This is a genomic window from Clostridium perfringens (genome assembly GCF_016027375.1).
Classification (GTDB): Bacteria; Bacillota; Clostridia; order Clostridiales; family Clostridiaceae; genus Sarcina; species Sarcina perfringens.
The window spans coordinates 1,966,018-1,987,560 of record NZ_CP065681.1; the positions used below are offsets into that span (position 1 = coordinate 1,966,018).

The window sequence follows — 21,543 nt, forward strand, 5'->3', positions numbered from 1 at the left end:
TTAGAGTTTAATAATATATTTTAGGGAGAGATAAATAAGGTTGTTTAATTTAAGTTGGAGAAAAGACAAAAAAGTTTTCATTGCAGTTTTGTTAATTTTACTTTTTATATCATCTATAATATTAGGAATATCTTTTGGAGCTGTTGATATTCCACCTTATGATGTTTATAGAGTGTTTTTATATAAGGTTTTTGGAATTAAGATTGGAAATTTAGATGAAATATTAAATAGTACTTTATTTGATATAATATGGGGAGTGAGAATGCCTAGGGTGCTTTTAGGAGCTTTTGCAGGTATGGCCTTAGCTATGGTTGGTGTAATTATGCAAGCTACTATACAAAACCCTTTAGGTGATCCTTACATACTAGGATTGTCATCTGGAGCATCCTTAGGTGCTACATTTTCAATATTAATAGGATTTTCAGGAGTGTTATCAAGCTTTGGAGCACCCTTAGGAGCATTTTTAGGAGCTTTAATTGCATCTATATTTGTGTACTTTTTAGCGAAAATAGGTGGGCGTATAACTCCTTTTAAGATGATATTAGCTGGTATGGTTATAAGTTCTATATGTTCATCACTTACAAGCTTAATAATATTTTTATCAAAGGATAACGAAGGCATAAGAACAGTTAACTTTTGGATGATGGGAAGTTTGGCTGGAGCGGAATGGAGTAATATAGTTCTTCCCATAGCAATATCAGTTATACCACTAATATACTTCTTTACTCAATATAGAAATTTAAACTTAATGGTATTAGGAGATGAAACATCTATTACCTTAGGGTTAAATATTGAAAAGCATAGAAAAATATATATGATACTTTCATCTTTAATAACTGGAGTTATTGTATCAGTATGTGGAACTATAGGCTTTGTTGGAATTATGATTCCACACATTGTAAGACTTATATTTGGAACGGATCATAAAACTTTACTACCTTTTAGTGCTTTAGTTGGAGCTATATTTCTTATATGGGCAGATGTAATTGCTAGATGTGCTATTACTAATATGGAACTTCCTATAGGAATAATTACCTCTGTAATAGGAGCCCCTTTCTTATTATGGCTTATGGTAAAAGGAACTAGAGAAAAGGAGTAAGGATTATGATAAGATTAGAAGAGTTAGAAGTTTCTATAAACAAGAGTGAAATTATAAAGGGAGTTTCATTTCATGTTAATAAGGGTGATTTTGTTGGGCTTATAGGGCCAAATGGAAGCGGAAAATCAACCATATTAAAAACTATATATAAGTTAATTGATAAAAAATGTGGGGCAATATACATAAATGGTAAAGAAATAGACAGTATTAGCATAAAGTCAATGGCAAGAGAATTAGCAGTAGTAAGCCAATTTAATCAATATAATTTTAGCTTTAAGGTTAAAGATATTGTTCTTATGGGAAGAAATCCATATAAAAGAACTTTTCAATTAGACAATAAAGAAGATTATGACATAGTAAGAGAGGCTTTAGAAAAGGTTAATATGCTTGAATATAAGGATAGAGATTTTCTGAATCTTTCAGGAGGAGAAAAACAAAGGGTATTATTAGCAAGAGCCTTAGCACAAAAAACAGAAATTCTTTTATTAGATGAACCTACAAATCATTTAGATATTAAGTATCAAATAGAAATAATGAATATAGTTAAAGAGTTAAATATAACGGTATTAGCTGCACTTCATGATATGAATTTAGTTTCAGCTTACTGTAATAAAGTATATATGATTGATAAAGGAAAAGTAGTTTATGGAGGAGAAACAAAAGAAGTTTTAACTCCTAAAAATATAAAAGATGTTTTTGGTGTTGAATGTGAAATAGGAGAAAATTCAAAAGGACATATAACAATAAACTTTTTATTTTAGATAATGACTCTGTTTTAAGCTTATAACTTAAGGCAGAGTTTTTATTATATAAACATGGAATTATTTAAAGTTAGTGTTGATTTTAGTTAGATATAAATAAAAATGTAAAGTTATAAAAGGTTTGAAAATCAAAATAAAATAATATAAAATTACAATATGAAAATAAGTTTTTTTATAAGGAGTATTTTATATGAAAAGTATAAGTAAAATTAAAGTAAGATATGCTGAAACAGATGCAATGCAGGTTGTACATCATGCCAATTATTATATATATTTTGAAGTTGCAAGAGAAGATTTTATAGAACAATTTGGAATTACATATAAGGAAATGGAAGACCACGGGATTATGATGCCTTTAGTAGAGACTCAATGTAAATATATAGATGCAGCAAGATATGGAGATAACTTAATAATAGAAACTGAGTATGATGAAATAACACCTATTAAGGTTTCATTAAAATACACAGTAAAAAGAGAAAATCATAATAAGCTTGTAGCTACAGGCAGAACTTTACAAACTTTTGTAGATAGTAAAACTTTTAAAATTATAAACATTAAAAAAGTTCATCCTGAAATTTGGAGCAAATTAACTAAGTATTAATTATATTAATAAAATGTAAAAAGCTAAATTATATATTGAAAAATAATATTAATTTAAATATAATCTAATAAAATAAAACTATTCTTTAAAGATAGTCCAGAGAGGCTACAAGAATTAATTATTTAGATTATAAATAAAAATTTTATTTAGTTTAAAGAATTAACTTCTTGCCTGTAATCTCTTTGGTAAGAAGTTTTATTTTTACCTTTTTAAATCAGTCCCGTGAGGCTGAAAAAAGGAGAAGCAGAGCTTTCTCCTTAAGAAAAAATAAGGAGGCTTAAATTATGGCACAACAATTAATAAGCAAAGAGCAAGGAAGTATTAAAACATTAGGAATTTTCTCTTACTTTAAAAATGGAATTTTAGGATTACAACATTTAGTTGCTATGTTTGGAGCTACAATACTAGTACCACTAGTAACAGGCTTAGATCCATCAGTAGCTTTATTCACAGCAGGGATAGGTACTTTAATATTCCACTTATGTACTAAAGGAAAAGTTCCAGTATTTTTAGGATCATCCTTTGCATTTATACCTGTAATACAAGTAATTGCATCTAAATATGGAGATTTAAGATATGCACAAGGAGGTATATTCTTTGCAGGATTAGCTTATGTATTAATTTCTTTTGGAATAAAGAAAATAGGTGTAGATAAAATAAAAAGATTTTTACCTGCAAGGGTAGTTGGCCCAATGATAATGGTTATAGGGTTAAATCTTATACCTAATGCCTTAGAAATGGCTGGGGTAAAATCTTTAATAGCTGGAGAAACAGGAGCTATGACTTCAGTTTTAATAGCTTGTACTACATTAGGATTAGCATTAATAATAAGTAAGTTTGGAAAGGGATTTTTTTCACAGTTAGCAATAATAACAGCAGTTTGTGTAGGATATACTTTAAGTTTAATTTTAGGACAAGTTGATACAAGTTTAATTCAACAAAGTACAATGGTTGCAGTACCAAACTTTACATTGCCAAAATTTGATTTTGGAGCAATAATGATAACTTTACCAGTTATTTTAGCTGTATCAATGGAGCATATAGGAGATATAACTACTAATGGACAAGTTGTAGGTAAAAACTTTATAGAAGATCCAGGACTAAATAGAACAGTATTAGGAGATGGATTGGCAACTTTAGTTGCATCTTTATTAGGGGGACCAGCTAATACTACTTACGGTGAAAATACAGGAGTTTTAGCTATAACTAAAAATTATAATCCATCAATTTTAAGATTAACAGCTGTTTTTGCCATAATACTAAGCTTTATAGCTAAGTTTGGAGCGGTTATAAGAACAATTCCACAATCAGTAATGGGAGGAATAAGCTTAATGCTATTCTCAATGATTGCTTTAGTGGGAGTTAAAACTATAAAAAATGAAGGGGTTAAATTAAATAAAACTAACCTAATATTAATGGGATCAATAATTTTTGTAGGTTTATCAGGCTTATTTATGTCAGAGCCTATAGGAATTGAAATAAGTGAAGCTGTAAGCATATCAGGCTTAAGCTTAGCAGCTTTAATAGGTGTTATTTTAAACTTAATAATCACTAAATTTGAATCAGCAAAGAGTAGAAAAGAAGTAATTGCTTAAATAAAAATAGCAAGTCATATATAAATGGCTTGCTATTTTTATTATTAAGTATGTAAAGTTTATATCTTAACTTCTTAATTCATCATTTTAATAAAATAGATTAGAAAATTTTGTTGAAATGTGGTAAAATATTAATAATATATATTAATATTTTGTTAACTTAAAGTTGATGAGAGGAAGTGTCAAAAATGAATTTAATAAGTAGCAAAATTGATGAAATGAAAGATGATTTAATTGAGTCAGTACAAAATATTATTAGAATCAAAAGTGTTGAGGATGAACCAAAAGAGGGTATGCCTTTTGGGGAAGGAGTTTCTAAATCTTTAGAATGCGCCTTAGAAATTTCAAAAAAATTAGGGTTTAAAGTAGTTAATTTAGATGGACATGTAGGGTATGCTGAATATGGTGATGGAGAAGAGTATGTAGCAGCTTTAGGACACTTAGATGTTGTTCCAGAAGGTGATGATTGGATTTACCCAGCATATGGTGCAGAAATACATGATGGAAAAATATATGGAAGAGGTACAACTGATGACAAAGGTCCAATAATGGCATCATTATATGGATTAAAAGCTATAAAAGAATTAGGATTACCTTTATCAAAGAAAATAAGAATAATATTTGGTACTAATGAAGAAACTGGAAGCAAGGATATAGAATATTATTTAGAACATGAAAAGGCTCCAGTATCAGGATTTACTCCTGACGCAGAATTCCCTATAATAAATGGAGAAAAGGGTATCACTATTTTTGACATTGTTAAAACTTTTGGAGAAAAAACAACTGATGGAGATGTATTAGTTGAGAGTATAAAGGGTGGAATAGCATCAAATGTAGTTGCTAGTCTTTGTGAAACAAAATTAAAAACTAAGGAAGCAAATAAGGTTTGTGAAGAAATATCAAAATTTGCTAAGGAAAATAATATAAAATTTGAAGTATCACATAAAAATGATGAAATAGAGTTAAAAGTATTTGGTGTTTCAGCTCATGGTAGTACTCCAGAAAAGGGTAGAAACGCTATAATGCAAACTATTAAAATTTTAGCAGAATTAAATTTAGCACAAGAAGATATAAAAGCTTTCGTTAAATTCTTAAATGATAACATAGGTGAAGATGTCTATGGAGAAAAATTTGGAATCTTATTACAAGATGAAGCATCAGGAAAATTAAGCTTTAATGTTGGAGTAATTGATTTAAATGATAAAGTAGGAAGACTTACTTTAAACTTAAGATATCCTGTAACTAAGACTTTAGATGATATGATGACTCCTTTCAATGAAAGAATAAAAGGTACTGGTATAGAAATAGAAAACTTTGAACATCAAAAACCATTATATTTCTCTCCAGATCATCCTTTAATAAAGACTTTAAAGAATGTATATAAAGAGGAAACTGGAAAAGAAGGAGAATTAATGTCTATTGGAGGAGGTACATATGCTAAGGAAATGCCTAATATAGTAGCATTTGGACCAATATTCCCTGGAGAACCAGATGTTATTCATAAACCAAATGAATACATTAAAATAGATGACTTAATTTTAATAAGCAAAATATATGCAAAAGCTTTATATGAATTAGCTAAATAATTTTATTTTTATAAAATATAGATTTTATAAAAATTAATATTTAAATATAAAAAAGAGTGGTAAATTACCACTCTTTTTTATTCATGTTTATTTTGACATTCTTCACATATTCCATAGAAATACATTTTGTTTGAAAGTATTCTATAGTTTGAATGTTTTTGGGCTTCTTCATTTAGATGAGTATAATCTAAATTCTCAAGATCATCAACTCTACCACAAGCTAAACATTGAACATGACAGTGATCATTTGAGTTACCATCATATCTAAAGTTTCCTTCACCAACATTAATTTCTTGTATTAATTCCACTTCTACAAGAGTTTTTAACGCTTTATAAACTGTAGCTAATGACATTGTAGGGTAATCTTCCTGTAAAGCCTTGTAAATAGTCTCAGCAGACGGATGTTCTTTCGTACCCTTTAAGTATTTATAAACAGCAATCCTTTGAGGAGTTAGTTTTAATTTTTTTTCTTTAAAAATAGTAGTTATATTGTCCATTTCCACCATCCCTATCATATATAAGAATTAAATATATTATATAATAATAATTATTATATGTCAAAGATTATCTTTTAATACTATTTCACATGAAATAATCTTGATTTTTATTTAATATTATTTAAGAAAATTAATAAAAAAAACTTGTAAAAATAGCCTTTTTATGATAAAATTTATTTAAAGGTTGTTAATTAATTAACAAAGTTTTTCCATGTTCATTTCATTTTCCTTTAAGAACAGTTTTTACTGTTCTTTTTTTTATATAAAAAGTATTAAAAGTTTTAATATATCTAAAAATACTTTTATTTTAATGAATTTTATTTTAAATATTTTTAAACGCTATTAACTATTTTACTTGTATAAAAAGATAATTGCAAGTAAAGAAATTAAAATTAATATTAATATGTTATAAAAATCTTATATTTTTTAAAAAATTTTTGGGGAATTCAATAAAAAAATTATTAATATAAAATTTTTACAAATAAAATCAATACATAATAAACAATAAAAGCAATATATGTAAATAAATTAAAGAAAAATAGAACCTTGTAATACTTTACTTAAAGTTAAAGGAGTGGTAAACTTTACTATATAAATAAATTACTTAGGAGGTTAATTATGTCAAAGTATAAAGTTGGAGATGAATTAATTATTGTTACAGATCCTAATCAAGAAACTAAAAAATTAAAAGATTTAAGCTTCTTAAAAAAAGATGGAGATTTTGCTTGTTTATCATGGGGTATAAAAATTGTTGATGTATTATATGAAAAACCAAATGTTACATTAACTTATAAAAATGTTATGGGAGAGACTAACAAAGTTTTTGCTGTATGTAAAAACGTTGAGAATTTTGATCACGAAAAAGTTTTAGAAAAGGCTTTACTTAAAGCTTTCCAAAATGAGCTTACAAACATTACAGTTATAAAGAATTCAGGGTTAAAGACTATATTATAATTAATTTAAGAGGGGATTGAGAGTATAATATGGCGTATTGTCCATTTTGGTCAAATGAGAGGGAGAAATTTAAGTGTTATAAGGAATGTCCAATGAATGAGAAAATCACAGGAGAAGAGTGTGTATTTTCTATGTATTTAGACAAAAGTTTTTTACTTGAGGATGACTATGAAAAATCAAATCTAGTTTTAAGTCAAGTAAATTAATAAGAGACGCTTCACATTAATGAAGCGTCTCTTATTTTTTAAAAATATAAGTGCTATTTATATATGCTAGAATATCTATGAAGTAAATTATGTTTTAAATTCCATAAACCATTTGATAAATCCACATAATAAGTATGAGGATTTTCAAATCTTAAAATTTCTGGCCAAAGTTTTTCACACTCTTTTTGAGCGTAATCTCTAATTTCCATTACTGTTGGATTTTTGTAGCATACTTTTCCATATTCAAATATTTTAACTAGTAAATCTTTAACGTAATAATTAGTTAATGTTTTTCTTTTCCAAACATGAATAGGATCAAAAATCTCTAATGGTTTAGTAGTATCTATTTCTTCATCATTTAGAAGAATTAAATCAGCTAAGGCTGTATGAGTATTATTATCAAATATTCTTATTATTCTCTTAAATCCAGGGTTTGTTATTTTTTCTTCATTTTCACTTATCTTTATTCTAGGAATTATATTACCTTCTTCGTCTTCTACTGCAACTAATTTATAAACTCCACCAAAAACAGGTTCTGATCTAGCTGTTATAAGTCTTTCTCCAACTCCAAAGGCATCTATTGAAGCTCCTTGGCTTAATACATCTCTTATTATATATTCATCTAGAGAATTTGAAACTATTATTTTACAATCTGGATATCCAGCTTCATCTAACATCTGTCTACATTTTTTAGATAGATAAGTTATATCACCACTATCTATTCTTATTCCTTTTGGCCTTTTTCCTAAAGGTTTTAAAACCTCATCAAATACCTTAATAGCATTAGGAACACCAGACTTTAAAACGTTATAAGTATCTATTAATAATGTACAGTTATCAGGATATGCCACTGCCCAGGCCTTAAAGGCTTCATATTCGTCTCCAAAAAGTTGAATCCAACTATGAGCCATAGTTCCTATAGCAGGTATATCAAACATTTGATCAGCTATTGTACATGCTGTAGAATCACAACCACCTATGGCAGCAGCTCTTGCTCCATAAATAGCTCCATCATATCCTTGAGCTCTTCTAGAACCAAATTCCATTACAGTCTTATCATTAGCTGCTCTACATATTCTATTAGCCTTAGTAGCTATAAGTGTTTGGTGATTTATAGTAAGAAGTATCATAGTTTCTACAAACTGTGCTTGTATTACAGGACCCTTAACAATAACTAAAGGTTCATTTGGGAAGACAGGATTTCCTTCTGGAATTGCCCAAACATCACAAGTAAACTTGAAATTTATTAAAAAGTCTAAGAATTCATCACAAAATAATTCCTTTGATTTTAAATAGGCTATATCATCTTCTGAAAAGTTTAGATTTGATAGGTATTCAATTAATTGCTCAACACCAGCCATTATACAATAGCCGCCACCATCAGGTACCCTTCTAAAATACATATCAAAATAGGCAATTTTATTTTCTATGCCATTTTTAAAATATCCATTTGCCATAGTAAGTTCATAGAAATCAACTAGCATTGTAAGATTTCTAGGGTTTTTTACATCAAACTTATAATCCATATAAAAATTATCTCCTTTTCATAAGTTATCAATAACTATTGTAACCAGTAGTTAGAATTATTACAATATATATGTTAATAAATATTATGGTTTACTAGAGTAATTTTAGTCAATAATTAAAATAAATTTTATTAAACATTAGGAGAATTATAATGTCTAATTTAGATAAATATCAAAATGAAGCTGTAAGAGCAAGGAGTAAAAGTGTCCTTGTTATAGCTCCACCAGGAGCAGGAAAGACCACAGTAATATTAAATAGAATTAAATATCTTTTAGAAGAAAGAAAGGTTAAAGGAATACATGTTATAGTAATAACTTTTACTAAGGCGGCAGCAGAAAATATGAAAAGTAGATTTAAAGAAATGCATAAGGAAGGCGTTGTTCCATTCTTTGGAACCTTTCATGGACTTTTTTATAAAATTTTACTTAGAAATAAGGATGAAATAAGGCTTATAGAGTCTAAGGATTCTTATAATATTATAAGGAAAGTATTATCATCTTATATAGAAGAGGTAAGTGATGAAAAAATAAAAGAAGTATTAAATAATATATCTAGAAAGAAAGTTTCTTCTAAGGATTTAGAAATATCAATGACTTATGATATTTTTGATAAATGCTATGAAGCATATGAAACTTTTAAAAATGAGAGAGGACTTTTAGATTTTGATGATTTACAAATAAAAGCAGTAACTCTTTTAAAAGAAAATCCTCATATATTAGGATATTATAGAAATTTAATAAAATATATATTAGTTGATGAGTTTCAAGATTGTGATGAAGTTCAATTAGAATTTTTAAGACTTATAAATAATGAAGTTTTTTGTGTTGGAGATGAGGATCAAAGTATATATTCCTTTAGAGGAGCAACTCCTAAATGTATGATAAACTTTGAGGAGAACTTTGAAGGTAGTGAGAAGGTTTATTTAAAATATAATTATAGAAGCTTAAAAAATATTGTGGAGGTATCTAAGGATGTTATAAAGCATAATAAAGAGAGATACCAAAAAGAAATAATAGCTTTTAATGAAAATCAAGGGAAAATAGAGCTTAAAAAGCCCTTTAATGAGTCTGAGGAAGCAAATATAATTGCTTTAAAAATAGAAGAAAGCAAAAGATTAGGTAATAAATATTCTGATACTGCTATTTTGTATAGAACAAATATGGAGAGTAGAAGTTTTATTGATGCCTTTATTAGAAAAAAGATTCCCTTTAAGCTTTTAGATAAAGAGTATAATTTCTTTAATCATTTTATATGTAGAGATTTAATTGCGTATTTGAGACTCTCAATAGATCCATTTAATAAAGAAGATTTTAATAAAATAATAAACAAACCCTTTAGATATGTTTCAAAAAGCGCTATTTATGGAGTGATGAATTCTAAGAAGAAAGAAAATGTTTTTGATATATTAATGAATGTGGAAGGCGTACATCCATTTCAAATGAGAAAGTTTGAGGAGCTAAAAAGTGACATAGCTTATTTAAATAAAATTTCCTTAAATAGTGCTATTGATTTTATATTAAGTGATTTAGAGTATAGTCAGTATATAAGAGAGTATTCCTCTAAATTTAAACAAAATCAAGAGGATTTATTAGATATCGTAGAAGAATTTAAAAGTTCAGCTATAGAATTTAAATCTATAATCACTTTTCTTTCTCACATAGAAAGTGTTGAAGAAAATTTAGAAAACTTAAATTCTAAAGGAAATATAGACTCTGTTATATTAAGCACCATGCATGGGGTAAAGGGAATGCAGTTTAATGATGTTCATATTGTAAATATAGTTGATGAAACAATACCACATAAAAATAGTATGGAAAATTTAGAAGAGGAGAGAAGACTTTTTTATGTGGGTATAACTAGAGCCATAAATAATTTATATCTTTATGCACCTAAAAGTGTAAGAGGTAAATTTAAGGATCCATCTATATTTTTAAATAATACAAATCTAGATAGCCAATGTAATATAACTGATTATGGATTAAAGGAAGGAGATGCCATAAGACATAATTATTTTGGCATAGGTGAAATTTTAAAAATAGAGAAGGATACTATTTTAATTAAATTTATTCAAGGAGAAAATAAAAAATTTTCTTTAAGAACTTTGATTGAAAATAATTTAATAGAAAAAATAATTTGTGAGGTTTAAATGTGTAGTAACAAAGGAAATTAGAGGTTTTAAAGAAAAATTTTCTTTGTTACTATAATTTTAAACAATATACACTTAAATAATATACTCGTAAATGAGTATAAAATATAATTGAAGAAAAAAACATAGTAATATATAATCAAAAATATATAAAATAAATAGTATATATAATATATTATTTATAAATGAAAAGTAGGTGTTAAAAATGAATATAAATTTAATGGATGAAGCTCAAGAAATAAAAGACTTACTTGTAGCTTTAAGAAGAGATTTTCATGAAAATCCTGAATTAGGTTTTGAAGAGTGGAGAACTTCAGGAAAAATAAAGGAATTTTTAACTAATGAAGGTATTGAATATATAGAAACTGCTAAAACAGGAGTATGTGGCATAATAAAGGGCACACTAAAGGATGACTCTAAAAAAGATAGATGCATAGCTTTAAGAGCTGATATTGATGGTCTTCCTATGGATGATAAAAAGACTTGTTCATATTCATCAAAGGTTAAAGGAAGAATGCATGCTTGTGGACATGATGCCCACACAACAATATTATTAGGTGCAGCTAAATTATTAAGTAGACATAGAGATAAGTTTAGTGGTACTGTTAAGTTACTCTTTGAACCAGCAGAGGAGACAACAGGCGGAGCTCCTATAATGATAGAAGAAGGAGTTTTAGAAAATCCTAGAGTAGAAAAAATAATAGGCCTTCATGTCGAAGAAACTTTAGATGCCGGAGAAATAATGATAAAAAAAGGAGTAGTTAATGCAGCATCTAATCCTTTCACAATAAAAATAAAAGGAAGAGGAGGACATGGAGCTTATCCTCACACGGCTATAGACCCTATAGTTATGGCTTCTCAAGTTGTTTTAGGATTACAAACAATAGTAAGTAGAGAAATAAAGCCTGTAAATCCAGCAGTTGTTACAGTAGGAAGTATAAATGGAGGAACTGCTCAGAATATAATACCAGATGAGGTTATATTAAAAGGTGTTATAAGAACAATGACCCTAGAAGATAGAGCTTACGCTAAAGAAAGACTAAGAGAAATAGCTACATCTATTTGCACAGCCATGAGAGGTGAATGTGAAATAGATATAGAAGAAAGCTATCCATGTCTTTATAATAATAGCTCCGTTGTAGATTTAGTAACTGAAGCTGCAAAAGAAATTATTGGGTCTCAAAATGTTAAGGAACAAGAAGCACCAAAGCTTGGAGTTGAAAGCTTTGCATATTTTGCCCTAGAAAGAGATTCAGCTTTTTATTTCTTAGGAGCTAGAAATGAGGAAAGAAATATTATTTATTCAGCTCATAATAGTAGATTCGATATAGACGAGAATTTATTACCAATTGGAGTTTCAATTCAATGTAAAGCAGCATTAAATTATTTGACAAGGGAGTAAATTAATATTAATCTATAGAATAGTAATTATAAAATGATTTAAATTAGGAGTGAAGCAATTTGAAAATAGAGATAGGTACGAATGAAGCGGGACAGAGATTAGATAAGTTCTTAAGAAAATATTTAAAGGATGTACCTCTAAGTGCAATATTTAAAGCCCTAAGAAAGGGTGATATAAGAGTAAATGGAAAGAAGCAAAAAGAAAAGTATTCTCTTTTAGACGGAGATGTTATAGAGATAAGATATCTTCAAAGTGTAGTAACTAAGGAGAAGAAAAAGCCTAATTTCCAAATGGTTGATTCAGGATCACTTCAAGTGGTATATGAAGATGAAAATATGCTTTTAGTTGAGAAATGGCCAGGAGTATTAGTTCATTCAGATAAAAAGAATGGAGCTCCAACCTTAACTGACTATGTATTATCATACTTATTCAGAAAAGGAGATTATGTTCCAGAAAATGAATTAACTTTTACTCCTGCATCTTGTAACAGATTAGATAGAAATACTTCAGGAATAGTATTTTTCGGTAAGAATTTTGAAGGATTAAAATTACTTAACGAGATGATAAGAGAAAGAAAAGTTAAGAAGTATTACTGTGCTTTAGTAAAAGGAAAAATACAGCCTGGAAAATATGAAGCATATATATCAAAAGATGATGAATTAAATAAGTCAACAGTTTATGATACTGAAAGACCAGATACAAAGAAAATAAAAATGGATGTTAATGTTCTACAAACTAATGGTGCCTTTTCATTATTAGAAATAGAACTTATAACTGGAAGAAGTCATCAGTTAAGAGCTCATTTAGCTCATTTAGGAAATCCTATTGTTGGAGACTTTAAATATGGTGATAATAAAATGAATTCCTTCTTTGAAAATAAGTTTGGATTAACATATCAATTCCTTTATGCTTATAAAGTTACATTTAAAGAGGTTCCTGAAAAGTTTGATTACTTAAAAAATAAAACTATAGCTCAGGGATTACCTCCAATGTTTAAAAAGATAAAGAAGGATGTATTTAAATTTAGGATTTAGTTTTTAAGATAGGAGATTTTTATGAAAGAGCAGTCTATAACTAAAGGCTTTGCAATACTTTCTATTGCAAGCATAGTTGCTAAATTATTATCTTTAATTTATGTACCTTTTCTTACTAGAATTGTAGGAAGTGTTGGTATGGGTATATATGGCAAAACCTATGATATATTTGTTTTTGTGTATGCTTTAACAAATGTAGGTTTACAAACGGCCATATCAAAATATGTTTCAGAGTTAGATGCAGTTGGCAATTACAAAGATGCCTTAAGAGCATTTAAGATTTCAAGAGCATTTTTACTTGTAGTTGGTACAATATTTACTATAGTTTTAATGTTAAGTGCTAATTTTATAGCAAGTATGAGTCAGACTCCACAAATGGTTTATCCAATAATTTTCTTAGCACCAACAATTATGATAACAACAGTCTTAGTTACTTATAAAGGATATTTCCAAGGAAGATCTCAAGCTACACCAATAGCTATAGCAACGGTTATTGAACAGGTTGCCAATGTATTTTTAAGTTTATTATGTGCATATTTCCTTATAAAGAAAAGTGTATCTTTAGGGGTTGCAGGAGGAACTGTAGGATCTTCTGCTGGAGCCTTAATGGCGGTATTATATTTAATATACATATATAATATATATGGAGTTGAAAAAGAGGCTAAGAGAAAACAAGAGCCTGGAGTTAGAAGAATTACAGGTAAAAAAATAGCAAGAACCTTATTTAAATATGGATTGCCAATAACTCTTAGTACTGGACTTCAAAACTTAGGAAATATAATAGATATGTTAACTGTAAGTAATAGACTTGTTGATGCAGCTAACTTTTCTCAAAGTGATGCTAATGCACTTTATGGATATTTTTCAACAAGATATAAGATTTTAATAAATGTTCCAATGGTATTTATAACTTCTTTAGGATACATGGCATTACCTGCAATATCAAGAGCATATGCTTTAAAAGATAAAAAAGAGATAAAAAGTAAGATTAATTTCTCTATGAGAGTTACATATCTTTTATCAATACCATCAGCCTTTGGATTAGCTTTATTAAGTGAAAATATATATAGATATATTTTTGCAGATTCAAATGGATATAAGATGATGGTAATAGGTGCCGCTATGATACCATTAACGGCAATAGTTCTTATGCAAAATGTAATACTTCAAAGTGTAAGTCAATTTTACTATGTATTATTTACCTTAGCTCTTAGTATTGTAGTGAAGTTTACATTAAATATGACTTTAGTTGCAAATCCAGATATAAATATTTATGGAGCTGTAATTTCTGGAATGGTGGCTTTCGTAATTTCTTTAGTACTTAATCACTTTAGAATGAAAAAAACATTAAAGATGAAAATATCAATGTTAAAGTATGCATTAAAACCTTTATTAGCATCAATATACATGGGTATAGGAATAATACTTAGCAAATATGTAATATCTTTATTTATAGATTTTGATAAGTTAAGTTTAATATTAGGCATAGCTATATTACTAGTAATTATAGCTATAGGTGCATTTATGTATCTTCATGCTATTATAATTCTAGGAGGAATTAAAAAGGAAGATATAGAAGAAATTTCACCTAAACTTTTAAGAGTTATGCCAAGATTTTTAAGAAAAAATATAAAATAATAAAAAGTAAGGTATCTATAGTGTGATACCTTACTTTTTTATTTTTACTTTCTAAATAATTTTAAGATTTCATTTATTGCAAATGGAATTAAGGATACAAGTATAACCACAATCCAATCATATAAAAGTAAAGGAGTAACCTTAAATATATTAGCAATAAAGCTTATTGAAATTATTATTACTTGAAGGAAGATTCCAAGTAAAATTGAATATACTAAGTATTTATTAGAAAATATTCCTAAGGAGAACGCTGATTTAATATTACTTCTTAGAGATAGTGATAAAAATAATTGAGATACACTTAGTACAACAAAGGCCATTGTTTGGGCATGAATTAAGGAATCAGCATAAAGTCTTTCACCTAATTTAAATGCAAATAGGGTTATTCCTCCTATTAAAACTCCATTTATTATAAGTTGAATTTTATCAGACTTAATAAATATACTTTCCTTAGGATTTCTAGGAGGGTTATTCATAACATCTTCCTTTGTTTTATCAACTCCTAAAGCTAGAGCTGGAAAACTATCTGTAATTAAATTAACCCAAAGAATGTGTATTGGTTGAAGAGGAGAATTCCAATTTAGTAATATAGCTGTAAATAGTGTTAGTATTTCTCCTAAATTACATGATAATAAAAATACTATAGATTTTTTTATATTTAGATAGATTTTTCTTCCTTCTTCTACAGCAGAAACTATTGTTGAAAAATTATCATCAGTAAGAATCATATCTGAGGCTCCTTTAGATACATCTGTACCTGTTATGCCCATAGCTACACCTATATCAGCTGCCTTTAAGGAAGGTGCATCATTAACTCCATCTCCAGTCATAGAAACTATATTTCCATGAGACTTAAAGGCTTTAACTATTTTTACTTTGTGTTCAGGAGACACTCTTGCAAAGACTCTGTAATTTATAATTTTTTCATTGAACTCTTCTTCTTTAAATTTATCTATTTCATGACCAGTAATGGCTTGAGAAATATCTTCTGCTATTCCTAGTTCATTTGCAATAGCAAAGGCTGTATTTTTATGGTCACCAGTTATCATAACTGGAGTTATTCCAGCACTTTTACATAGTTTAATAGAATCTTTAACCTCTAGTCTAGGTGGATCAATCATTCCAACCATGCCAATGAAAACTAAATCTTTTTCTAAAGAATCTAAAACTATATTTTCTTTAGATATATCTTTATACGCAAAGGCAAGAACTCTTAAGGCTTTGTCTGACATTATATTAGAGTTTTCTAAAACTTTAGCTTTATATTCCTTTGAGAAGTCTAGTAATTTTCCATTAACAGATATTTTATTACAAATTGAAAGTATAGAATCTAAGGCACCCTTAGTAAATACACGAGCTTTTTTGTCATCTACTAAGTTTACTGTAGTCATTAACTTTCTATCAGAATCAAAAGGAATTTCATCTATTCTTTTAAATTCTTTTTCAAGTTTTTCTTTTAGTATATTAAGTTTAAAAGGAGACTCTAAAAGTGCTATTTCAGTAGGATCGCCAGTTTGGCTTTTTTCTGAGTATGTGGCATCATTACAAAGAACCATACAATCTACTAAAAGTTTAGATTCATTATCATTTAAATTAAATTCACTCTCTTTTATATAAGAATCATTTGTGTAAACAGTGGTTACAGTCATTTTATTTTGAGTTAGTGTACCTGTCTTATCAGAACATATTATACTTACAGAACCAAGAGTTTCCACAGCAGGAAGCTTTCTTATTATTGCATTCTTTTTTACCATTCTTTGAACTCCTAGTGCTAATACTATAGCAACTATGGCAGGCAATCCCTCTGGAATAGCGGCAACAGCCAAAGAAATAGAAGTTAAGAACATTTCAAGTAAATCTCTTCCTTGAAAAAATGAAATAATAAAAATTAGAATACATATACCTACAGCTAAAAATCCTAGAATTTTTCCAAGTTCGCTTAATTTTTTTTGTAATGGAGTCTCATCATTTTCTTCTTGTTCTATCATTTTAGCTATTTTACCAATTTCAGTATTCATTCCAGTACCAACAACCACTCCAACTCCACGACCATATGTAGCTAGAGTAGACATAAAGGCCATATTATTTTGGTCTCCAATAGGAATTTCTTTATCTGGTAAAAAGGAAGCATCTTTTTCAGAAGGAACAGATTCACCTGTAAAAGCAGATTCCTCTATTTTTAAGTTTGCTGTATCAATTAATCTTAAATCACCAGGAATATATCTACCAGCATCTATTATTACAATATCCCCTGGTACAATATCTTCTGAAAGAATTTTCTTTAAAGAACCATCCCTTTTAACAAGAGCTTTAGGAGTGGAAAGTTCCTTTAAAGCATCTAAGGCTTTTTCTGCTTTAGATTCTTGAATAACTCCTATAACTGCATTTATTATTATGACTAAGAGTATTATTAAAGCATCACTTATTTCTCCTAAAAATGCAGATATTATTGCAGCTATGATTAGTATATAAATCATTACATCTTTAAGCTGAGATAAGAACTGTTTAAATAGAGTTTTCTTCTTTTTAGTTTCGAGTTTATTCTTACCATACTTTTCAAGTCTTCTTAATGCCTCAGTAGAGGAAAGACCATTTTTTTCATCTACATCTAATTCCTGTAGTATTTCATTTTTTGATTTTTTGTACCACAAAAATAATCACATCCTTTCCTATTATATTAGCTTATAGATTTTTATAAAAAAAATACTAAAATAAATAGATTTTTTTATTTTATATAAAATAGTATGATTATTAAGATAGAATTGTATAATATTTAACAATATTTTAATTTTTTATAAAATTCAGAGAAAAATAAAAGAAAATTTAGTAAAATAAATTTAACTATGTTAAATAACTTATAAAATTTATTTATGGTTTAAGGGGAGAAAAGTATTAAAAAGTGAGGGGATGAAATTGGACAAGATTACTTTAGTAATAATGGCAGCAGGAATGGGAAGTAGATATGGAGGGTTAAAGCAAATTGATAAAATAGGGCCAAAGGGAGAGACCATAATAGAATATTCCATTTATGATGCTATTAAAGCTGGTGTTACAAAGGTTGTATTTATAATAAAAAAAGATATTTTTAAGAAATTTAGAGAAACTATAGGGATTAAAATAGAAAATATAATAGAGACTGAATATGTTTTTCAAGAAGTTGATAATTTAGAAAAAGAATTTAAAGGGAAATTTAAAAGAGTTAAACCTTGGGGAACTGGACATGCAATTTTATGTTGCAAAGGTTTTATAGAGGAACCTTTCATAGTTATAAATGCTGATGATTTTTATGGAAGAGAAACTTATAAAGTACTTTGTGAAGAAATTAAAAAAAGTAAGTGTGATTCTGAATACTTTATGGTGGGGTTTAGGGTAGGAAAAACATTAACTGACTTTGGAAGTGTATCTAGAGGAATATGTGATTTGAATTCTAAGGGAGACTTAATTTCTATTAAAGAAAAAACAAAAATTATGAAAAAAGGAAATAGTATATGCTATGAAGAGAATGGAAATTATTATAATATTCCTAAAAACACCTTAGTTTCTATGAATATTTGGGGATTAAAACCTAGCATATTTACAGAACTAGAATATAGATTTTTAAATTTTTTAAAAGATAAAAGTATAGATAAATGTAAAGAGGAGTTTTATTTGCCTACAGCAATAGATGAGCTTATAAAAGAAGATAAAGTTAAAGTTAAGGTTTTAAAAACAAATGAACAATGGTATGGAGTTACTTATAAAGATGATAAAGAAAGCGTTAGGGATTCTTTAAAAAATTTATCTAAAAAAATTTATCCAGATGATTTGTGGGAGGAGTTTAAATAAAATGAACAAGACTTATGATTTTAAAAGCATAGCAGAAAATTTTAATTTAGAGGGAGAGCTAAAAACATCAGATAGCCATGTTTGTGGCCATATAAATGATACATTTATAATAAATTGTGAAGGGGAAAATGGAAAAGAAATAAAATATGTTCTTCAAAGAGTAAACTCTGACATATTCAAAAATCCAGAGCAACTAATGGAGAATATTGAAAATGTTACTTCACATATAAAAAATAAAATTATAGAAGAAAATGGAGACCCTTTAAGGGAAACTTTAAATATAGTGAAGACAAAAGAAGGTAAAAGTTTCTATAAATGCAAAGAGGGAAATTATTGGAGAATTTTTAATTTCATACATGGCGCTAGTACCTATCAAATAGTTGAAAAACCTGAGCATTTATATACAGCTGGTAAGGCTTTAGGAAAATTTCAAAAGCAATTATCAGATTTTAATGTTGATATGCTTTATGATACAATCCCTGATTTTCATAATACAGAAAAGAGATTTGAGGTATTTATGGAAGCTGTAAGGGAAGATAAAAAAGGAAGGGCAAAGGAGGTAAAAGAAGAAATAGATTTTGTAATTAACCGTGCTGAAGATACAAAAGTTTTAGTAAATATGATAAAAGAAAATAAACTTCCTTTAAGAGTTACTCATAATGATACAAAGTTTAATAATATAATGATAGATGATGAAACAGGAGAAGGAATTGCAGTTATTGATTTAGATACTGTTATGCCAGGACTATCACTATATGATTTTGGAGATTCTATTCGTTCTGGAGCTACAACTGCTTTAGAAGATGAAGTGGATTTATCTAAGGTAAACTTTGATTTAAATTTTTATGAGCATTTTGCAAAAGGGTTTTTAGAGTCAGCAGGGGATGCCTTTACAAAAGAGGAAATTGAATATTTACCTTTTGCAGCTAAACTTATGACCTTTGAATGTGGAATGAGATTTCTTATGGATTATTTAAATGGAGATGTTTACTTTAAAATACATAGGGAAAATCACAACTTAGATAGAGCTAGAAATCAATTTAAGCTTGTTTCTGATATGGAAAAAGAAATGGACAATATGAAGAAGATAGTATATTCATACATTTAAAAACCCTATTTTTATGAAAATATATTTGTCATTCTTTAAAACATTATAAATTTAGATAATCCTAATATGGAATTTAGACACTGTTTAAAATGTAGAAGTAATAAATGTTATTGTATGAATCATATAAAAAATCATGAGCATAAATAAAATTAGGGGAAAGAATGGTGAATAGTATGAGCAAAAAAGAAACAGATTTAGGAAGGGATAGTATTGGAAAGCTCCTTTTTAAACTAGCTATGCCAGCTATAATAGCTCAACTTGTTAATGTTTTATACAATATAGTAGATAGAATGTTTATAGGAAGATTGCAATCTGGTGATATGGCTATGGCTGGAGTTGGGGTAGCCTTTCCAATTATAATGATAGTCGCTGCTTTTAGTGGTTTAGTTGGTATGGGAGGAGCTCCTTTAGCAGCGATTAAAATGGGAGAAAAGAAAAAAGAAGATGCTGAAGAAATAATGACAAATAGTTTTTCTGCACTTATAGGATTAGCTTTATTTTTAACAGTATTTTTCTTTATGTCTAAGGAGCCAATTTTATGGGCCTTTGGGGCTAGTGATGCAACTATAGGATATGCTTTAGATTATTTAGGTATTTATTTAATAGGTACTATATTTGTTCAAATTGCCTTAGGAATGAATTCCTTTATAAATACTCAAGGATTTGCTAAGGTTGGAATGATAACAGTTATGGTAGGAGCTGTAATAAATATTGTATTAGATCCTATTTTAATCTTTGGATTTAATATGGGAGTTAAGGGAGCAGCTTTAGCAACTATAATTGGTCAATGCGCCTCTGCTATATGGGTATTATACTTTTTATTTGGAAAACAAAGTATTCTTAGAATAAGAAAAAAATTCTTAAAGCCAAAATTAAAAATATTATTTTCAATAATGGCTTTAGGAGTCTCTCCATTTATAATGCAAGCTACTGAAAGTTTAGTCATAATAAGTATGAATAATAATTTATTAAAGTATGGTGGAGACTTAGCCGTTGGAGCAATGACTATTATGAGTAGTGTAATGCAAATAATATTACTTCCATTAATGGGACTTTCTCAAGGGGCACAACCTATAATAAGTTATAACTATGGGGCTAATAAAGTCTATAGAGTAAAAAAAGCCTTTAAATTACTTTTAGTATCATCAATGGTATTTACCACAATTATGTGGAGTGCATTAATGATTTTACCAGATGTGTTTGTAAAGATTTTTAATAGCAATAATCCTCAATTAATGGAGATAACCTCATGGAGTATTAGAATATACTTTGCAGGTATTTTGCTTTTTGGTGCACAAGTTGCTTGTCAACAAACTTTTTTAGCTTTAGGACAAGCAAAAATATCATTAATTTTAGCCTTACTTAGAAAAATTGTGCTTTTAATACCATTTATATATGTGCTTCCAATGATTTTTGAAAACAAGCTTATGGGAGTTCTTATGGCAGAACCTTTTGCAGATATAATAGCAGCTCTATCAACAGTAACATGCTTTATTGTATTTTATAAAAAACATTTATCACAAGGTTTAGAAGAAGAGATAAAAGTAAATTCTTAATAAAAACA

General features: G+C 28.0%; 17 protein-coding genes. 14 read left to right on the plus strand and 3 right to left on the minus strand.

Annotation, left to right across the window (positions count from 1 at the left end):
- The first annotated feature begins 40 nt into the window (after positions 1–40).
- From I6G60_RS09345 to pepV, 5 genes are all read left to right on the plus strand, one after another.
- A complete protein-coding gene (locus tag I6G60_RS09345) occupies positions 41–1,099 on the plus strand; it encodes a FecCD family ABC transporter permease (protein WP_003456533.1) in 1,059 nt (352 codons plus the stop codon).
- Between the two features lie 5 nt (positions 1,100–1,104).
- Positions 1,105–1,860, plus strand: coding sequence for an ABC transporter ATP-binding protein (locus tag I6G60_RS09350; protein WP_003456463.1), 756 nt, complete (start codon positions 1,105–1,107; stop codon positions 1,858–1,860).
- Between the two features lie 190 nt (positions 1,861–2,050).
- Entirely contained in the window at positions 2,051–2,461 is a 411-nt protein-coding gene (locus I6G60_RS09355; RefSeq protein ID WP_003456483.1) for an acyl-CoA thioesterase, read from the plus strand.
- A gap of 284 nt (positions 2,462–2,745) precedes the next feature.
- Positions 2,746–4,056: a uracil-xanthine permease family protein gene (locus tag I6G60_RS09360; RefSeq protein ID WP_003477835.1), complete on the plus strand. Its 1,311-nt coding sequence runs from the start codon at positions 2,746–2,748 to the stop codon at positions 4,054–4,056.
- Between the two features lie 188 nt (positions 4,057–4,244).
- Positions 4,245–5,642, plus strand: a complete 1,398-nt coding sequence (gene pepV, locus I6G60_RS09365) for a dipeptidase PepV (RefSeq protein ID WP_003456485.1) — start codon at positions 4,245–4,247, stop codon at positions 5,640–5,642.
- A gap of 77 nt (positions 5,643–5,719) precedes the next feature.
- Here pepV and perR read toward each other — a convergent pair whose 3' ends face one another.
- On the minus strand, positions 5,720–6,139 hold the full coding sequence (gene perR, locus I6G60_RS09370) for a transcriptional regulator PerR (RefSeq protein ID WP_003456471.1): 420 nt from the start codon (positions 6,137–6,139) through the stop codon (positions 5,720–5,722).
- Positions 6,140–6,757: 618 nt separating this feature from the next.
- Here perR and I6G60_RS09375 point away from each other — a divergent pair.
- Both I6G60_RS09375 and I6G60_RS09380 read left to right on the plus strand, forming a co-directional pair.
- Positions 6,758–7,093: a hypothetical protein gene (locus tag I6G60_RS09375; RefSeq protein ID WP_003452838.1), complete on the plus strand. Its 336-nt coding sequence runs from the start codon at positions 6,758–6,760 to the stop codon at positions 7,091–7,093.
- A gap of 29 nt (positions 7,094–7,122) precedes the next feature.
- On the plus strand, positions 7,123–7,299 hold the full coding sequence (locus I6G60_RS09380; RefSeq protein ID WP_003477834.1) for a hypothetical protein: 177 nt from the start codon (positions 7,123–7,125) through the stop codon (positions 7,297–7,299).
- Between the two features lie 53 nt (positions 7,300–7,352).
- Here I6G60_RS09380 and I6G60_RS09385 read toward each other — a convergent pair whose 3' ends face one another.
- Positions 7,353–8,825 carry a nicotinate phosphoribosyltransferase gene (locus I6G60_RS09385; RefSeq protein ID WP_003456574.1) on the minus strand — a complete coding sequence of 491 codons (1,473 nt, stop codon included), beginning with the start codon at positions 8,823–8,825 and terminating at the stop codon, positions 7,353–7,355.
- A gap of 152 nt (positions 8,826–8,977) precedes the next feature.
- Between I6G60_RS09385 and I6G60_RS09390 the strand changes: the two genes are divergently transcribed.
- The 4 genes from I6G60_RS09390 to I6G60_RS09405 all read left to right on the plus strand — a co-directional run bounded on the left by I6G60_RS09390 (position 8,978) and on the right by I6G60_RS09405 (position 15,046).
- Positions 8,978–10,972, plus strand: a complete 1,995-nt coding sequence (locus tag I6G60_RS09390; protein WP_096071546.1) for an ATP-dependent helicase — start codon at positions 8,978–8,980, stop codon at positions 10,970–10,972.
- A gap of 205 nt (positions 10,973–11,177) precedes the next feature.
- Positions 11,178–12,374 (plus strand): M20 metallopeptidase family protein, encoded by a 1,197-nt coding sequence (locus tag I6G60_RS09395; RefSeq protein WP_057231438.1) that lies wholly within the window; start codon positions 11,178–11,180, stop codon positions 12,372–12,374.
- Between the two features lie 59 nt (positions 12,375–12,433).
- Positions 12,434–13,408: an RluA family pseudouridine synthase gene (locus I6G60_RS09400; protein ID WP_049039428.1), complete on the plus strand. Its 975-nt coding sequence runs from the start codon at positions 12,434–12,436 to the stop codon at positions 13,406–13,408.
- 21 nt (positions 13,409–13,429) lie between these two features.
- A complete protein-coding gene (locus I6G60_RS09405; protein WP_003456652.1) occupies positions 13,430–15,046 on the plus strand; it encodes a putative polysaccharide biosynthesis protein in 1,617 nt (538 codons plus the stop codon).
- Positions 15,047–15,090: 44 nt separating this feature from the next.
- Here I6G60_RS09405 and I6G60_RS09410 read toward each other — a convergent pair whose 3' ends face one another.
- On the minus strand, positions 15,091–17,697 hold the full coding sequence (locus tag I6G60_RS09410) for a calcium-transporting P-type ATPase, PMR1-type (protein WP_110034753.1): 2,607 nt from the start codon (positions 17,695–17,697) through the stop codon (positions 15,091–15,093).
- Positions 17,698–17,959: 262 nt separating this feature from the next.
- Here I6G60_RS09410 and I6G60_RS09415 point away from each other — a divergent pair, with 262 nt between their 5' ends.
- From I6G60_RS09415 to I6G60_RS09425, 3 genes are all read left to right on the plus strand, one after another.
- A complete protein-coding gene (locus I6G60_RS09415) occupies positions 17,960–18,871 on the plus strand; it encodes a nucleotidyltransferase family protein (RefSeq protein ID WP_003456596.1) in 912 nt (303 codons plus the stop codon).
- A gap of 1 nt (position 18,872) precedes the next feature.
- Positions 18,873–19,979, plus strand: coding sequence for a phosphotransferase enzyme family protein (locus I6G60_RS09420; RefSeq protein WP_003456622.1), 1,107 nt, complete (start codon positions 18,873–18,875; stop codon positions 19,977–19,979).
- A gap of 161 nt (positions 19,980–20,140) precedes the next feature.
- Entirely contained in the window at positions 20,141–21,535 is a 1,395-nt protein-coding gene (locus tag I6G60_RS09425; RefSeq protein ID WP_111744195.1) for an MATE family efflux transporter, read from the plus strand.
- The last annotated feature ends 8 nt before the right edge of the window (positions 21,536–21,543 follow it).

What these genes read in the sequence shown, in the direction of transcription:
- I6G60_RS09350 (WP_003456463.1), top strand. Translation starts at nt 1,105, where the DNA reads ATGATAAGATTAGAAGAGTTAGAAGTTTCTATAAACAAGAGTGAAATT.
- I6G60_RS09355 (WP_003456483.1), top strand. Translation starts at nt 2,051, where the DNA reads ATGAAAAGTATAAGTAAAATTAAAGTAAGATATGCTGAAACAGATGCA.
- I6G60_RS09360 (WP_003477835.1), top strand. Translation starts at nt 2,746, where the DNA reads ATGGCACAACAATTAATAAGCAAAGAGCAAGGAAGTATTAAAACATTA.
- pepV (WP_003456485.1), top strand. Translation starts at nt 4,245, where the DNA reads ATGAATTTAATAAGTAGCAAAATTGATGAAATGAAAGATGATTTAATT.
- perR (WP_003456471.1), bottom strand. Translation starts at nt 6,139, where the DNA reads ATGGACAATATAACTACTATTTTTAAAGAAAAAAAATTAAAACTAACT.
- I6G60_RS09375 (WP_003452838.1), top strand. Translation starts at nt 6,758, where the DNA reads ATGTCAAAGTATAAAGTTGGAGATGAATTAATTATTGTTACAGATCCT.
- I6G60_RS09380 (WP_003477834.1), top strand. Translation starts at nt 7,123, where the DNA reads ATGGCGTATTGTCCATTTTGGTCAAATGAGAGGGAGAAATTTAAGTGT.
- I6G60_RS09385 (WP_003456574.1), bottom strand. Translation starts at nt 8,825, where the DNA reads ATGGATTATAAGTTTGATGTAAAAAACCCTAGAAATCTTACAATGCTA.
- I6G60_RS09390 (WP_096071546.1), top strand. Translation starts at nt 8,978, where the DNA reads ATGTCTAATTTAGATAAATATCAAAATGAAGCTGTAAGAGCAAGGAGT.
- I6G60_RS09395 (WP_057231438.1), top strand. Translation starts at nt 11,178, where the DNA reads ATGAATATAAATTTAATGGATGAAGCTCAAGAAATAAAAGACTTACTT.
- I6G60_RS09405 (WP_003456652.1), top strand. Translation starts at nt 13,430, where the DNA reads ATGAAAGAGCAGTCTATAACTAAAGGCTTTGCAATACTTTCTATTGCA.
- I6G60_RS09420 (WP_003456622.1), top strand. Translation starts at nt 18,873, where the DNA reads ATGAACAAGACTTATGATTTTAAAAGCATAGCAGAAAATTTTAATTTA.
- I6G60_RS09425 (WP_111744195.1), top strand. Translation starts at nt 20,141, where the DNA reads ATGGTGAATAGTATGAGCAAAAAAGAAACAGATTTAGGAAGGGATAGT.